Origin of the sequence: Neobacillus niacini, assembly GCF_036961885.1 — a bacterium.
In the GTDB taxonomy this organism is placed as follows: Bacteria; Bacillota; Bacilli; order Bacillales; family Cytobacillaceae; genus Neobacillus; species Neobacillus niacini_H.
Window position 1 is genome coordinate 28,235 of the sequence record NZ_JBALNQ010000012.1, and the last position, 15,252, is coordinate 43,486.

17 protein-coding genes and 1 tRNA gene are annotated in these 15,252 nt (G+C 38.5%); 15 read left to right on the top strand and 3 right to left on the bottom strand.

From position 1 onward, the window contains the following. The first annotated feature begins 103 nt into the window (after positions 1-103). From V7124_RS07395 to V7124_RS07435, 9 genes are all read left to right on the top strand, one after another. The gene (locus V7124_RS07395; RefSeq protein ID WP_335487597.1) at positions 104-877 is read left to right on the top strand and encodes an ABC transporter ATP-binding protein; all 774 of its coding nucleotides are present in this window, start codon (positions 104-106) and stop codon (positions 875-877) included. Beyond that, the gene (locus V7124_RS07400; protein WP_335418604.1) at positions 855-1,562 is read left to right on the top strand and encodes an ABC transporter ATP-binding protein; all 708 of its coding nucleotides are present in this window, start codon (positions 855-857) and stop codon (positions 1,560-1,562) included. The genes V7124_RS07395 and V7124_RS07400 overlap by 23 nt, the downstream gene beginning before the upstream one ends. Positions 1,563-1,581: 19 nt before the next feature. Further along, on the top strand, positions 1,582-2,442 hold the full coding sequence (locus V7124_RS07405; protein ID WP_335487600.1) for a branched-chain amino acid ABC transporter permease: 861 nt from the start codon (positions 1,582-1,584) through the stop codon (positions 2,440-2,442). Positions 2,443-2,446: 4 nt separating this feature from the next. Next, complete coding sequence (locus V7124_RS07410) at positions 2,447-3,445, top strand: branched-chain amino acid ABC transporter permease (protein WP_335487603.1); 999 nt, start codon at positions 2,447-2,449, stop codon at positions 3,443-3,445. Between the two features lie 10 nt (positions 3,446-3,455). Further along, the gene (locus V7124_RS07415) at positions 3,456-3,635 is read left to right on the top strand and encodes a hypothetical protein (RefSeq protein ID WP_335418595.1); all 180 of its coding nucleotides are present in this window, start codon (positions 3,456-3,458) and stop codon (positions 3,633-3,635) included. Between the two features lie 18 nt (positions 3,636-3,653). Further along, the gene (locus tag V7124_RS07420; protein ID WP_335418592.1) at positions 3,654-4,667 is read left to right on the top strand and encodes a 3-oxoacyl-ACP synthase; all 1,014 of its coding nucleotides are present in this window, start codon (positions 3,654-3,656) and stop codon (positions 4,665-4,667) included. Continuing rightward, the gene (phaZ, locus tag V7124_RS07425) at positions 4,668-5,552 is read left to right on the top strand and encodes an intracellular short-chain-length polyhydroxyalkanoate depolymerase (RefSeq protein ID WP_335487607.1); all 885 of its coding nucleotides are present in this window, start codon (positions 4,668-4,670) and stop codon (positions 5,550-5,552) included. A gap of 204 nt (positions 5,553-5,756) precedes the next feature. Then, positions 5,757-6,497, top strand: a complete 741-nt coding sequence (gene fabG / locus V7124_RS07430) for a 3-oxoacyl-ACP reductase FabG (protein WP_335487610.1) — start codon at positions 5,757-5,759, stop codon at positions 6,495-6,497. 109 nt (positions 6,498-6,606) lie between these two features. Continuing rightward, entirely contained in the window at positions 6,607-8,103 is a 1,497-nt protein-coding gene (locus V7124_RS07435; RefSeq protein ID WP_335487613.1) for an acyl-CoA synthetase, read from the top strand. 67 nt (positions 8,104-8,170) lie between these two features. Here V7124_RS07435 and V7124_RS07440 read toward each other — a convergent pair whose 3' ends face one another. After that, positions 8,171-9,070: a selenium metabolism-associated LysR family transcriptional regulator gene (locus tag V7124_RS07440; RefSeq protein ID WP_335487616.1), complete on the bottom strand. Its 900-nt coding sequence runs from the start codon at positions 9,068-9,070 to the stop codon at positions 8,171-8,173. Between the two features lie 169 nt (positions 9,071-9,239). On the opposite strand from V7124_RS07440, the gene V7124_RS07445 reads away from it, so the two are divergent. The 6 genes from V7124_RS07445 (at position 9,240) to V7124_RS07470 (ending at position 13,934) form a co-directional block, all read left to right on the top strand. Further along, positions 9,240-9,479: a sulfurtransferase TusA family protein gene (locus V7124_RS07445; protein WP_335418577.1), complete on the top strand. Its 240-nt coding sequence runs from the start codon at positions 9,240-9,242 to the stop codon at positions 9,477-9,479. Between the two features lie 47 nt (positions 9,480-9,526). Beyond that, positions 9,527-9,889, top strand: a complete 363-nt coding sequence (locus tag V7124_RS07450; protein WP_335487618.1) for a DsrE family protein — start codon at positions 9,527-9,529, stop codon at positions 9,887-9,889. 14 nt (positions 9,890-9,903) lie between these two features. Continuing rightward, positions 9,904-10,617, top strand: a complete 714-nt coding sequence (locus V7124_RS07455; RefSeq protein WP_335487622.1) for a sulfurtransferase TusA family protein — start codon at positions 9,904-9,906, stop codon at positions 10,615-10,617. Between the two features lie 15 nt (positions 10,618-10,632). Continuing rightward, positions 10,633-11,802 carry a cobalamin-independent methionine synthase II family protein gene (locus V7124_RS07460; protein ID WP_335487625.1) on the top strand — a complete coding sequence of 390 codons (1,170 nt, stop codon included), beginning with the start codon at positions 10,633-10,635 and terminating at the stop codon, positions 11,800-11,802. A gap of 36 nt (positions 11,803-11,838) precedes the next feature. After that, positions 11,839-12,279, top strand: coding sequence for an OsmC family protein (locus V7124_RS07465; RefSeq protein WP_335487628.1), 441 nt, complete (start codon positions 11,839-11,841; stop codon positions 12,277-12,279). 320 nt (positions 12,280-12,599) lie between these two features. Further along, on the top strand, positions 12,600-13,934 hold the full coding sequence (locus tag V7124_RS07470) for a DEAD/DEAH box helicase (RefSeq protein ID WP_335487631.1): 1,335 nt from the start codon (positions 12,600-12,602) through the stop codon (positions 13,932-13,934). Positions 13,935-13,973: 39 nt separating this feature from the next. Here the strand turns inward: V7124_RS07470 and V7124_RS07475 are convergent. Together V7124_RS07475 and V7124_RS07480 are read right to left on the bottom strand one after the other, a co-directional pair. Continuing rightward, positions 13,974-14,046, bottom strand: a tRNA-Ala gene (locus V7124_RS07475). An 81-nt stretch (positions 14,047-14,127) separates the two neighbouring features. Beyond that, on the bottom strand, positions 14,128-14,826 hold the full coding sequence (locus tag V7124_RS07480; RefSeq protein WP_335418560.1) for an MgtC/SapB family protein: 699 nt from the start codon (positions 14,824-14,826) through the stop codon (positions 14,128-14,130). Positions 14,827-15,252: the final 426 nt, after the last annotated feature.

The following is a 15,252-nucleotide window of genomic DNA, read 5'->3' on the forward strand; positions in this document are numbered from 1 at the left end:
AGCGCAAATCAACAGCCTAGTTAACACACCCTAAAAAATATGAGGGTTTGGCCTATTGGTCACCCTCTTCCTTATTTCTATTTAAACGAATGGTGGTGAAAAGGTGACAACCTTAATAGAAACTAATAATTTATCAATCACATTTGGCGGGCATACAGCCGTTGATTCTGTCAGCATCTCAGTTCCAGAAAAACACTTCAAGTCAATCATTGGACCAAATGGTGCTGGAAAAACAACTTTCTTTAATCTCTTAAGCGGTCAATTAGCGCCTTCAAATGGAAAAATTTATTTTCGGGGAAAGGATATCACCAAACTATCCTCGACTAAACGAACGAGAGAAGGAATTGGACGATCTTTTCAAATTACCAATGTTTTTCCTAATTTAACGGTATTGGAAAATGTAAGGCTCGCAGTTCAGTCAAGAGCTGGAGTTCGTTACCAGATGTTATTTCATTATAAAAAATATCGAGAATTTGAACAAATAGCTCTAAAGTGGTTACGTCTTGTGCTCTTAGACGATAAGGCAGATTCCTTAGCGAGCAATTTGGCACACGGAGAAAAAAGAAAGCTTGAGATGGCCATGCTTCTCGCTCTTGAAACCGAGGTTCTTTTATTAGATGAACCGACTGCAGGAATGTCTTTAGAAGATGTACCCGCTATTTTAGAAGTAATCAAACGAATCAAGGAGCAAGGAAATCGAACGATTATATTGATCGAGCACAAAATGGATATGATCTTAGATTTATCAGACTCTGTAATGGTGCTCTTTAACGGCAGGCTGTTGGCGGATGGGACACCAGAGGAAATTATGAAAAATGAAACAGTCCAGTCTGCCTATTTAGGAGGGATCAGCGATGAGCGAGCTGCTGAAGCTTAATCAAATTGAAACGCATATTGGACAATATCATATTTTACAAGGTGTTTCCCTTGAAGTAAAAAAGGGTGAAGTCACAGTGCTGCTCGGAAGAAATGGTGCCGGAAAAACTACAACACTACGGACGATTATGGGTCTCAATCCCGCCTCAAGAGGAAGTGTGATCTTTAAAGGAGAACAGATTCAAGCATTGCCTACCTATACCATAGCTCAAAAGGGAATTGGGTATGTTCCCGAAGATCAAGGTATTTTTTCAGGTTTGACAGTGGAAGAAAATATGAAAGTAGCGATGCAAAAGGAAAATCAAGAAACCACTAAACGACTTGATTATATTCTGAATTTGTTTCCAGACTTACAAAAGTTCTGGAAAAAACCTGGTGGTTTACTGAGCGGTGGGCAAAAACAAATGCTTTCCATTGCCAGAGCCTATGTGAATGAAAACGAACTTTTACTAATTGATGAGCCTAGTAAAGGATTAGCACCTATTGTTGTGGAGAAGGTGATGGAATCCATTATGCAAATGAAGGAACAAACAACGATAGTCTTGGTGGAACAAAATTTTTATATGGCGAGTACAATCGGTGATTATTTTTACATTATTGATGATGGAAGAACGGTTAGCAATGGAATAATGAAACAGTTAAAAGAAGATGAGGAAATGAAGCGAAAGTATTTGGGGATTGCTTAGGGGAAGGAGGAAAGGTTGAATGGAGCAATTATTCAATTTAACGTTAAATGGATTGGCAACAGGCATGCTGATTTTCCTATTAGCGGCAGGATTAACGCTTATCTTTGGATTGATGGATGTACTTAACTTTGCCCACGGTGGATTGTTTGCCTGGGGTGCCTACAGTGGTATATGGATTTACTCCACGACTGGCAGCTTCTTAATTGGTATCATTGGTGCCATTCTTACGGGTTTTATACTAGGAATCATTACTGAAAAGTGGATAATCAAACCAGTTTACGGAAACCACGTACAGCAAATATTAATTACGCTTGGCTTAATGTTGGTTTTATCAGAAATGCTTAAAGTTATCTGGGGACCAAATCAATTAACGGCTAACCCACCAGAATATTTGAGTGGAAGCTGGGAAATGGGCAATATCATTATCATTAAATATCGGGTATTCATTATTGTGGTAGGATTACTGGTATTTTCCGGTGTGCAGTTTTTGCTGAAAAAAACAAAAATTGGTTTGGTCGTTCGGGCAGGCGTTATGAATAAGGAAATGGTCCAGGCATTGGGTATAAATATAAAAAAGGTGTTTATGTTTGTTTTTATGATTGGTTCAGGGATGGCGGCACTTGGCGGTGTACTTTTCGGTCCATATTCGGGTGTCATTCACGCAGGAATGGGGATGGAATTTGCCATTTTAGCGTTTATTGTTGTGGTTATAGGCGGGATGGGAAATTTCAAAGGATCCGTCATGGCTGCAATACTAGTAGGTTTATCTGGTTCATTTATGGCTTATTACGTACCGGAACTATCGTTAGCGGTGAATATGCTTTTAATGGCAGTTGTATTAATCGTGAAGCCGCAAGGACTATTCGGCGGGAAGGGGTGAGAGTATGAAATGGATTGTAACTAATAGAGTTAACGCTATTTATATGATCATAGCAGCTTTTTTGTTAATCTTGCCCTTTGTCTATGAATCTAGAAATATGTTGATTTTGTTAACTCAAATTTTTGTGTTTGCCATCCTAGCGATGAGCTACGATTTATTATTAGGTTTTACCGGAATTGTATCCTTTGGTCATGCGATGTTTTTTGGAATCGGTGCCTACTCCATTGGGATATTCATGAAGCGTTTTGAGCCCACTATGCTTCATTTCATTTTTGCTGTACTGGCAACCATTCTGATTACAGGAATTGTTAGTTTTATTGTTGGTTTGCTTACACTAAGGTTAAAAAGTCACTTTTATGCGATGTTAACGATGGCTTTGGCGGGATTATTTTTAGTTTTAGCAGAAAAATGGCGGACGTTAACATACGGAAATGATGGATTTACCTTTCGAGTGCCAGAATTATTTATTGACCGCACTAATTTTTACCTTATTTGTTTGTTAGCGATGATTGCTGTCTTTATGCTCTTAAAGCGCTTTACCAACTCACCGCTCGGAAGAGTTCTTCAGGCAATCCGGGAAAATGAGCAGCGGACAGAATCATTAGGTTATCAAGTATTACATTATAAAATTGCTGCAAGTGTTGTTTCTGGTGTGTTAGCTGGGATAGCCGGAATCTTTTATGCGATGTCACTTCGCTATGTCAATACCAGTGTTTTCACAATGGATATTACATTAGACGCTTTATTGATGACGATCATCGGTGGAGTTGGTACGTTAGTGGGAGCGATTATCGGTGCAGGATTAATTGAATTTGCGCATGATGGGTTAACCGAACTGGCGAAGGAACACTGGATATTTGAACGATGGATTATTTTCTTTGGCATTATCTATATTTTAGTTGTTATTTTTTTCCCACTAGGAATCGTCGGGACATTGAAGAAATTTACATGGAAACGAAAAAGGCAGCAATCTGCAAAGAAAAAAGAAAATTTAGCTGGATAGGAGGGGCATAATGGATCCGTTACAAATTGCATCCTTCGTCGTCCGTTTTCAACTGGCAGCTGTGGAAGAGGGAACAGGAAAAAAACAATGGAGAATTAAAGTTACCCATGTTCAAGAAGAGCGGGAGACTTTATTTGAGTCCATTGAAGAAGCAACAGCTTTTATGAAGTCCATGGTCGAAGACCTCTAGATTAGGGTGGTGAAAGTTTTGCAGATTGGCATTGTTAGTACGGGTACGTATCTCCCAGAGAACAGTATTACCGGGAAAGAGATAGCAGAAATAGCAGGTATCCCTCTTGTTGTTGTCGAAGAAAAGATGGGGATTAAAAAAAAATACCTTCCAGGTCCAAATGATCACACATGTGAAATGGGAATTATTGCGGCAAAACAAGCGATTGAAAAAGCCGGTATTAATCCACTGGAGATCGATGTTGTTATTTATATTGGCGAGGAACATAAGGAATACCCACTTTGGACTGCCGGCATTAAATTACAGGAAGCAGTAGGAGCGTTGAATGCATGGGCATTTGATGTTGCATTAAGATGTGGAACAACCGTGATGGCGCTTAAAGTAGCAAAAAGCTTGATGATTGCAGATTCAACTATTAATACGGTCCTGCTTGCAGGAGGATATCGGAACGTGGATTTCATTGATTATCAGAACCCGCGCACCCGTTTTATGTTTAACTTGGGAGCAGGAGGCGGGGCCATTCTGTTAAAAAAAGGCCATAACGAAAACATTCTGTTAGAAACCGAGCTGCTAACCGATGGTTCTTTTTCAGAGGATGTTGTTGTTGTTTCCGGTGGAACAAAAAATCCAATTACAAAAGAAGCAATTGAACAACGTTTAAATAAGCTCGATGTCCTTGACCCTGAGGGGATGAAACAGCGGCTGGAGCAAAAGTCGATGGCGAATTTTTTAAAAGTTGTTCGGGAATCAGTCAGAAAAAGTGGATATAAGGAGGACGATATTTCATATATCGCCATGCTCCACATGAAAAAGTCTGCACATGATTTTGTATTAAAAGAATTAGGATTGACCGATCAGCAATCGATATACTTGGAGGATTATGGTCATATCGGTCAAATCGATCAGATTTTATCTCTGGAACTTGCACTGAAGGAAGGGAAGGTAAAAGAAGGAGACCTTGTTGTTTTCGTTAGTGCTGGTATTGGTTATGCCTGGGGGGCAACATCAATTAAATGGGGGAAGGTGAACTGAATGGTTAATGTGATGATGAAAGAGGTCCATTTAACAAACGGAGAAACAATTGCTTATCGTGAGCGTGCAGGCGGGGAAAAGAAGCTACTTTTAATACATGGAAATATGACTTCTTCTAAGCACTGGGATCTTGTTTTGGAAAATATGTCAGAGGAGTATAAGCTGTATGCGCTTGATTTACGGGGATTTGGAAAATCAAGTTACAACAAACTCATTACTTCAATTAAGGACTTTTCGGATGATGTAAAGCTGTTTGTCGATGAGATTGGTTTGAAGGACTTTGCCATGATTGGCTGGTCAACAGGCGGTGCTGTCGCTATGCAATTTACAGCTGATTATCCTGGCTATTGTAATAAGTTACTATTATTAGCCTCTGAATCGACTAGAGGTTATCCGTTTGATGGCAAGACAAGTGAGAACGAAGAACCCCGAAGATTTTCATCCTATGAAGATATTAAACGGGACTTGATTCGAACCATTCCTGTCCAAACGGCCTATGACACAAATAATGTGGAATTATTGAAATTGATTTGGAATGCTGTTATTTATACAAAAACACAGCCTGCACCAGAGCTTTATGATGAGTATGTACAGGATATGAGAACCCAGCGTAATTTAGCAGAGGTTCATCATTCTAATAATACTTTTAATATTAGCCATCACCATAATGGATTGGTTGAAGGCAATGGCCTAGTGGACCAAATTAATGTGCCTGTTCTTGTATTAAGAGGAGACCGTGATTATGTTGTAACAGCTGAAATGACTAGGGAAATAGTTGAGGATTTAGGAGAAAAAGCTACATTTGTAGAGTTAAAGGATTGCGGTCATTCTCCGCTTGTTGATGACTTACCACAATTGCTAAAAGAGGTGACTGATTTTTTATAAAGATAAGAAAGTATAAGTTTTTGAACTTAGGTTACTGTCCAGCTCCAGCGCCCTAGCGGCTAGTGTCCTTCGCTCTCCGCCCTACGATAAGTCAACATCGAATCGCCTCCGGCTCTTCGTGTTTCCTTTATCTCAGTTGGAGCGCTCCAGGCCATACGCCTCTGACCAGGGCGCTTGCGCTATTCTAAATACAGAGGTGTATAAATGAGATTAAAAGATAAAGTGGCTTTGATTACTGGTGCAGCAAATGGAATTGGCTTAACCGCTGCTGAGGTTTTTGCCAATGAAGGTGCAAAAGTGGCAATGGCTGACTTTAATACTGAATTAGGTGAAAAAAGGGCGGAAGAGTTAAGGGAAAAGGGCTTTGATGTGACCTTTTTTCAGGTTAACGTGACCGACCGTACAAGCGTCGATGAAATGGTCGATAAAGTCCGATTAACTTACGGAAATATTGGCGTGCTAATAAATAATGCGGGAATTACCAAGGATGCTATGCTGTCCAAACTAACCGTCGAAGACTTTCGAGCGGTAATGGATGTTAATCTAACAGGGGTGTTTCATTGTACGCAAGCGGTGTTACCGTCGATGATTGAGAATGGAAAGGGAAAGATTATTAATACCTCCTCTGTCTCTGGTGTGTATGGTAATGTCGGACAAACGAATTATGCGGCAACCAAAGCAGGTGTGGTGGGCATGACGAAAACATGGGCAAAAGAGCTTGGGCGTAAAGGGATTAACGTGAATGCTGTTGCCCCTGGTTTTATTGAAACTGGAATGACAGCGAAGGTTCCTGAAAAAATATTGGATCAAATGAAACAAATGGTTCCACTTGCACGCTTAGGTAAACCTGAAGACATTGCAAATGCCTACTTGTTTTTAGCGTCAGATGAATCGAATTATATAAATGGAACTGTTCTCCATGTTGATGGTGGGATTATGATGTAAGGAAGCGGCCTTTTTATGGTCGTTTTTTTTCTTTCCGCTCGATTGTAACTTTGCTGTAACTACTATTCAGTAAGATGTTCTCAACTAGTTGTGAAGGAGAGATTTTTCGGTGAGGTGGGAACTAGATTGGCTGGAAAATAGAGCAAGGTTATCGCCCAATAAGCATGCAATAATTGCTGAAGATACAAATAAGACATGGACTTATGGAGAATTAAATAAACGGACGTCTTCAGTGGCAGGATGGTTAAAAAATCAAGGTGTGAAAAAGGGTGACCGGGTAGCACTTCTGTCGCCCAATGATATTAGTTATTTTGATTTGCTATTTGCCTGCGGGAAAATCGGTGCAATTTTTGTTCCACTTAATTGGCGTCTGTCTTTACATGAATTAAATGAAATTTTACTGGATTGTACACCTATTTTATTAGGAATCCATCAGCAGTTTCAGAACATGTTTGCTAGCTTAGAAAAAAACTTACCTTCTTTTCATGTCGGTGGTTCAGGCTACGATGAGATTGTAACCCATAAAGAAGAAAATAATCATACAGAAGTGATTTTAGAACATGATCCACTAGCGATGATTTATACAGGAGGAACGACAGGGAAACCAAAAGGTGTTGTCTTAAGTCACCAATCGATTCAATGGAATGCCATTAATACCATTCTCAGCTGGAACCTGTCCGAGGACGATGTAACGATAAACTATATGCCGATGTTTCACACAGGAGGATTAAATGCGCTTTCACTTCCGGTGTTAATGATTGGCGGGACATTAGTAATTGGTGATCAGTATTCCGGTCAAAAAGTGATCAACTCCATCAAGCGGTACAAGTGTACGATTATTCTCCTCGTACCGACGATGTACCATTTACTCATACAAAGTGAAGAATTTCAGGAAAATGATTTTCCTACTATGAAGGTATTTTTATCAGGGGCCGCTCCTTGTCCATTGCAGGTATACGAAGCCTTTCAAAAAAAGGGATTAGCTTTTAAGGAAGGGTATGGATTAACGGAGGCCGGACCAAATAATTTCTTTATAGATCCTGAGGAGTCACAAGTAAAACGTGGGTCAGTAGGGAAGCCAATGTTATTTAATGCAATAAAACTTGCAAGGGAAGATGGTCAAGAGGCAGCGATAAATGAAGTCGGAGAACTTTTAATAAAAGGAAAACATTCCTTCTCTCATTATTGGAATAACGAACTTGCAACATTAGAAACGAAAAAGGGTGGCTGGGTCCATACTGGAGACTTAGCAAAGAAGGATGCAGATGGCTTTCATTATATTGTCGGAAGAAAAAAGGATATGATCATCACGGGTGGTGAAAATGTCTATCCGTTAGAGATAGAACACTGGCTGGCTGCACACCCAGAGGTTGATGAAGTAGCCGTAATTGGACTCCCGGATGACAAATGGGGCGAAATTGTGGCCGCCTTTATTGTTCAAAAGCACCCACATTCTTTTGATCAAAAGGATTTGAGAGCATATTGTGAAAAAAAACTTGGCAGGTACAAAATCCCCAAAAAATTCATTCAAGTAGATGAACTTCCGAAAACTCATGTTGGGAAAATTGATAAAAAGAAATTGAAAGAATTAAGTAAACAAACATAGAGGAGAACCGATTTCAATGGTTCTCCTCTTTCTTATTTTTGGGCAAGGTTTGAGTAAAAGTAATTCTTTAAAATGTTTTAGGCTCAACCAATTCATTCGCGCTCTCAATAAATAAGTTAGATAACATTGATTGCGTTTTGTTTAGATTATAGACGAGGTAAAAATATCTTTCATCGTTAAATCCAACGATCTCATGAACCTTTAATAAATTTCTGTCGTAATATTCGCTTGCGGCCATTTCAGAAATTATCGCAATCCCAATTTCTTGAAGCACGAATTGAATTAAACTTTGTCCGCTTTCCGTATATGCAACAATATTCAATTGATCTTTTATAATTTGATTTTTTTTCAAAAATTTTTCAATTAACGAATTCGTGCCAGAATCAGAGTTTCTCATTATAAATGGATACTTCAGGATATCATGAATATTAACGGGTCCTACAATATCAGAGGTCTGTGCTGTTATTAGTACTAAATTTTCTTTAAGTAAAGGAATATAACATAACTTATCATTTTCGTACTTTTCGCCTAAAATACCGAAGTCTACTGATCCGTTAAGGACCTTTTCGGCAACATTCTTTGAGGATGATTGGTTGATATGAAAGATTGCTTTAGGATATTGTTCTCTAAATTGCTTCACCATTTTTGGAATCATAAATTGTCCAGGTACAGAACTGGCAGCGATACGAATCATTCCTCGGAGCTCTGTGGCTCCCACCTTTAAGTCGAGCATAGCCTGGTCCTTTAATAATAGAAGCTTTAATGCCCATTGATACAAACGCTTTCCAGAGGGGGTAAGAATATTCTCACGGCCAACTCTGTCAAAAAGCTTTACATTTAACGTTCTTTCTAATGCTTGAATATGTGAGCTGACCGTCGATTGACTTAGGTATATGTCTTCAGCTGCTTTAGAAAAACTATTATGTTCAACGACCTTTGTAAACACAAACAATTGGTGTAAATCCATTGACTCTCCCTCCTTCATATTCAGAAAATCGATTTATATCAATAGATAGAATAGATAAAATGAATTTATCTAATCATAACATTTTTTTATAATAGAATTGAATCCATGTTTTGAATTGTTTTTGAAATAAATACTGTGACAATATTAATATTAGTTGGGAGTTGTAAGAATGTCACTCCAATTTATACCAGATCATATCTATGATGCAGGACCAACTGGGTGCGGTGAGTTGATTATGAACCTGTTTTTGACCATGAAAAAGTTGAATAGTGGACAAATCATTGAAGTCATTTCTTATGACCCGGGTGCCAGGGAAGATCTGCCTGCATGGTGCAGAATGCAAAAACACACCCTGCTTGATCGTAAGGATTTTGGGAAAATCAGTTATTACTATATTGAAAAAGGCTGATATTAGTCTTTTACATAAAATAATATGAATTTACGGAGGAATAAAAAATGGCTGGAAAATTTTTAGTTAGTTTAACAAATGCAAAGAATGATCCTGATAAAGCAACAGTTGGTTTTGTCGTAGCAAATGCAGCAGTTGCTTCAGGACAAGAAACGGTTGTTTTTCTTAATGTTGAAGGCGCTTATTTAGCTTCAAAAGGATATGCGGATGATATTCATGAAACCGGTTTCGCTCCTTTAAAACAATTAATGGAGAACTTTGTTGAAGCAGGCGGCACTCTTTGGGTTTGCAGCCCATGTTACAAGAAAAGAGAACTAGATGAAGAAAACCTTGTTGAAGGTGCAACCATTGTTGGTGGAGCAAAATTAGTAGAGTTCCTTAGCCTTGGTGCCGCTTCTATTACTTATTAAGCAAGGTGGGGAACATGAATAAAGCAAATGCAATCTGTGATGGTGGGGATTTAGACTGTGGTTCGGGGTTGCTGTTGATTATAAAAAAGTCAATGGACCCACTTACAAATGGTCAGATTCTTGAAGTACGCAGCAGAGAGAGAAGTGTTGCAGAAGATCTTCCCGCCTGGTGTAGAATGGTTGACCATGAATTTCTAGGCTCAGAACCTGGTGATAATACTATCCGCTATTTTATCAAAAAAGGCTCTAATCAAGAAGAATTAGAGATGGATTTACAAGCAGCAAAAGGATATGAGTGGAGTGTACGTGCGCGGGGGGACAAGGACTTAACTGTAAAAATACATTCAAGAAACCATACTTTTATTGCTGGACAGCCCGCTGACTTTAGTCCAAAGGTAAATGCCCCAAGCTCCATTGATTATTTACTTGCAGCGCTAGCTTCTTGTTTGACTGTGGGTTACAAGGCGCAAGCATCACGTAAAAATATCGAGATTGATAATGTAGAACTCACATTAAAAGGCGGTTTAGAAAACGTCTTGTTTCACATGGAGTTGGATGAAGAAGGGAGTCCGAAAATTAACCGAATCGGGGGGACCTTTTATGTATCTTCACCGGAATCAGAAGATATACTTGAGGATTTATGGTCCAATACGGTTGCTAGGTCACCAATCTATCAAACACTTCATCCACTTATCCCGATCGACATAAAACTTTCGATAGTATTTTAAGAAGGAGGAAAAACCGTGAATTTACCCCAATTCCCTACCACTGTTATTGGCAGCTGGCCAAGAACGAATGAAGTACAACGAGCAATGCGTGATAAACGTGCCGGAAGAATTGGTGAAGAAGAGTTTGATTCTATTGCAGATAAAGCTGTCTTACAATGCTTAAAATGGCAAGAGGATGCTGGAATTGATATTGTGACAGATGGAGAACAACGGCGGGATAACTATATCTCATTTGTTGCTGAGCATTTAAATAATGTTCGCATGCTAATGGTATCAGAGCTACTAGATTATATTGAAGATAAAGCAAGCTTCGAAGAGATACTTGGAACATTAGATGTACCTGCCTTTTCAATGTCCAATCCAGCGGCAACAGGGAAAATTAGCCGAAAAAAACCACTTGCACTAAATGACTTTTTATTTCTTAAAAAACATACGGATAAAGCAGTGAAAGTTACCCTTCCCGGTCCATACCTCTTAACAAGGTCTATGTGGGTTGAAGGATTATCGAAGGATGCCTATCCGACAAAAGAAGATTTAGCAGTAGATATTATCAGCGTTTTACGAGAAGAGTTGGAAGATTTAATCGCTGCGGGTGTTGAGTTTGTCCAATTTGATGAGCCAGTTTTGACTGAGCTGGTTTTTACTCAGAAAAATGCAAATCGAACTTTTATGTGCGGGGCATTGACTGCAAAGGCTGATGCCGAGGAAGAAATTGTATTTGCCTTGGACTTGATGAATCAAGTTACAGCAGGAATGCAGAGCAGAGGGACAAAAATTGGCGTCCATGTTTGCCGCGGCAATTGGAGCACTCAGGATGAAATCTTGTTAAAAGGTCCTTATTATCCATTGGTTCCCTATTTTTCAAATGTAAATGTTGACCAATTAATCCTTGAATATGCTACTCCACGGGCTGGCGAGATTGACGCTATTAAAGATTTTGGCGGAAAAGAAATAGGATTTGGTATTGTCAATCCACGAACCGAAACGGTAGAAACGGAAGATGAAATCTTAGCAAGGGTACAGGAAGTTAGAAAGTTCATATCAGATGACAAAATCTATTTAAACCCAGATTGTGGATTTGGAACATTTGCGCAAAGGCCCATGAATAGTGATGAAATTGCATTTGAAAAATTAAAAGCGATGTCATCAGCTGCGAAAAAATTACGTGAATCAATCTTAGTCTAAATTCCTATGAAAGAAGGTTCTAGAATGGGACAAATAATGAATGTGAAAGTAGAAGGAAAAGGGACTGGCATGCGGACAGATGCGGTTGCAGGAAAACATACAATCGCAATCGATGAGCCAGAGTCATTTGGAGGTAAGGATTCAGCAATTGATCCATTATCAGCATTTTTAGCATCACTGATTGCCTGTGAAAATGTTATGGCACAATTAATCTCGAATGAAATGAAGTTTGATCTTCAAGGTATTTCTTTTGAGGTGGATGGCAGTTTGGACCTTGCAGGTTTAATGGGAGATTTAAGCGTAAAACCATACTTTCAGAATGTAATTGTGAAAGCATATTTAGAAACCTCTGAGTCAGAAGAACGAATTCTTGAATTACAAAAAGCAGTTGATAAACGCTGCCCTGTTTTTAGGACCTTAAAGGACGCTGGAATTCCAATTGAAAATCATTGGGTAAAAGCAGAGGTAACAGTTTAATACTTTTTAAAGGATCTTATCTTGCGGATAGGATCTTTTTTTTGTAAAGGCTCTTTTCTTAAACTTTGTTGCTTTTAGGCAGAAAAATTATTATTTATGCTGTATTTGCGCAGAAAACAGCGAAAATTCGATAAGAAAAGAGCTTGCAAACTAAATACAAAGGCGAAAAATACCTATTGCCACGTTAAAGTCGGCTTTAAGACTTTAACAACAATCTTTACGAAAACAGACTTTGTGAAAATTATTTGCTATTTTGGTGTTAAACACGCAATATTAATAGGAATAAATATTTGTATGGTTCAAGGAAAGTAGGGATTTTTTTGCCTGATTTTATATCCTTAGGGATTTCGGAATCAACTGTAAATAATTTAAGGGAATTTGGTGTATCAAAACCGACACCAATCCAGGAAAAGGCGATACCACTTGTCATGGCTGGTAAAGATGTTATTGCTCAAGCGCAAACAGGAACAGGGAAGACGTTTGCTTTTATTTTGCCGATACTAGAAAAAATAGATTTGCAAGCTGCACATATACAGGCACTAGTCGTCACTCCAACAAGGGAACTAGCATTACAAATTACCGATGAGTTTAAAAAATTGACGAACGGTATTGATGGAGTCGATGTACTTGCTGTCTATGGAGGGCAAGATGTCGATAAACAGTTAAAGAAACTAAAGAAAAATGTTCAGATTGTTGTAGGAACCCCTGGAAGACTTTTAGATCATATTGGAAGAGGGACCGTTCAGTTATCTAATGTATCCTTTCTTGTTCTGGATGAAGCAGACCAAATGCTCCATATAGGCTTTTTAAAAGAAGTCGAGGACATTATCAGAGAGACTCCTAAAACAAGGCAAACCATGCTATTTTCAGCGACAATGCCAGAAGAAATAAGAGTTTTAGCTAATAAACATATGCGTAAACCAGAATACGTCCAAGTTGAAAAAACGCAAGGTCCTGCAGAAAATGTTAAGTTAATTGCCATGCATACAATCGATCGTGCTAAGCAAGCAACGTTAATTCAATTGGTTGAAACACATAGACCCTACATGGCCTTAATTTTTTGCAGAACCAAACGCAGAGTCTCCAAGTTATATGAGGTCCTTAAATCCCATAAATATTTATGTGATGAACTTCATGGTGATCTATCACAAGCGAAAAGAGAGCAAGTGATGAAACGCTTTAGGGATGGAGATATACAATTGTTGATTGCAACAGATGTTGCTGCGAGAGGTCTTGATGTTGAAGGTGTCACACATGTCTTTAACTATGACATTCCACAAGATTCAGAAAGCTTTGTCCATCGGATTGGGAGAACGGGGAGAGCAGGCACGAAAGGAGTAGCGATCACTTTTTACTCCTCGGATGATCGACCAACACTTGATATGATTGAAAAAGAGCTTAATATTACGATTCAAAAGCAAAATATAGGTAATGATGGATTGAGTGAAGAGAAGAAACCTAGTACAAAACAGACTCCAACAAAGAAGAAAACATTTAATTCGAATAAGAACCGTGGTTTTGCCCGGAAAGCTGATGGGAAAGCTAATGGTAAATCGACAGGTGGAGCAAGAGGTGCGATGAAGGGGAAACGTACGAACACGCGACCTGGCGAAATAGGAAGAACCAAGTCTAGCGAAGGAAAAAATAAAAGGTAAAATAAAAATAACCCTTGCCACCGCAAGGGTTATTTCTTATGGAGACTATCGGGATCGAACCGACGACCTCTTGCATGCCATGCAAGCGCTCTCCCAGCTGAGCTAAGCCCCCCTTATATGGTACAAGAAAAATTATAACTTTCTCATACCGTTCTTGCAAGAGTAATTTTCAATTTCTTTGATAATTGTGAGATTATCCTCCCATGCTTTCTATTTCAACCTTATGGACTCCATCTAATTTTGAAACTGAATCATACACCTCGGTGGTCTTTTCACGGTAATCCACCGCAACTAATATTTGAACGAGATGATCGCCATTATCTAAATCCTTTATACGGATTCGGCGAATAATATACTTTTTCTCCATAATAAATGAAATTGCCTTTTCAATTTGTATTTTATCTCGAATAAATAATTGAAGACTAATTTCTTTTTCGCGTAATTGCTTTGGCCCAATGAACTTCATTACATAAGGTACTAATTCCACACTTATTATCAGCAATGCCACACCAACAAATGCCTCAATAAAAAAACCTGCTCCAACGGCAATTCCAATTCCTGCTGCTCCCCAAATCATTGCGGCTGTTGTTAATCCCGAAATACTATCGTTTCCTCTTCTAAGTATTACACCTGCCCCTAAAAAGCCAATTCCTGAAACGATTTGCGCTGCAAGGCGTAGTGGATCCATTGTAATTTTTACATGATCAGAATCTGGAAACATATAAGCAGATTCTATTGAGACAATTGTTAACAGACAACTAACAACAGATATAACGAGACTTGTTTTGAGTCCTACAGGTTTTCTCTTTAATTCACGTTCAAGTCCAATGATAAGTCCAAGTATTGCTGAAATGCCAAGTTTTATTAATATATCGTAATCAATATTCTCCATCTGGTTCACGTCCATTATAATTTTAGATGATACTATGATACCTATTCATTCTTTAATACGATATCCCTGCAAAGTTTAAAAAAGAAAATGTCTTCTATAATTAAATCCATGAACTAATTTTTCATGCTCCTTATAATGTTTGATTTATCTTTTGAAAGGAGCATATTGTTTATTCTGACACGAACCTTTGTGTCAAACAACAATAAAGTGATACGAATCAAAAAAAACTATAAAATTATATTGCAATCATATTTTTATCGTGTTATATTAATTCTTGTCCTCTTCGAGAGAGTCAAACAACAGAAAAAAAGAATTTGAAAAGCTTGTTGACATCGAGATGCAGGATATGTTAAATTAAAGAGGTCGCTTTTGAGCCCCATAGTGAGACAAGCTCTTCTGCGAATAACAATTGTTCTTTGAAAACTA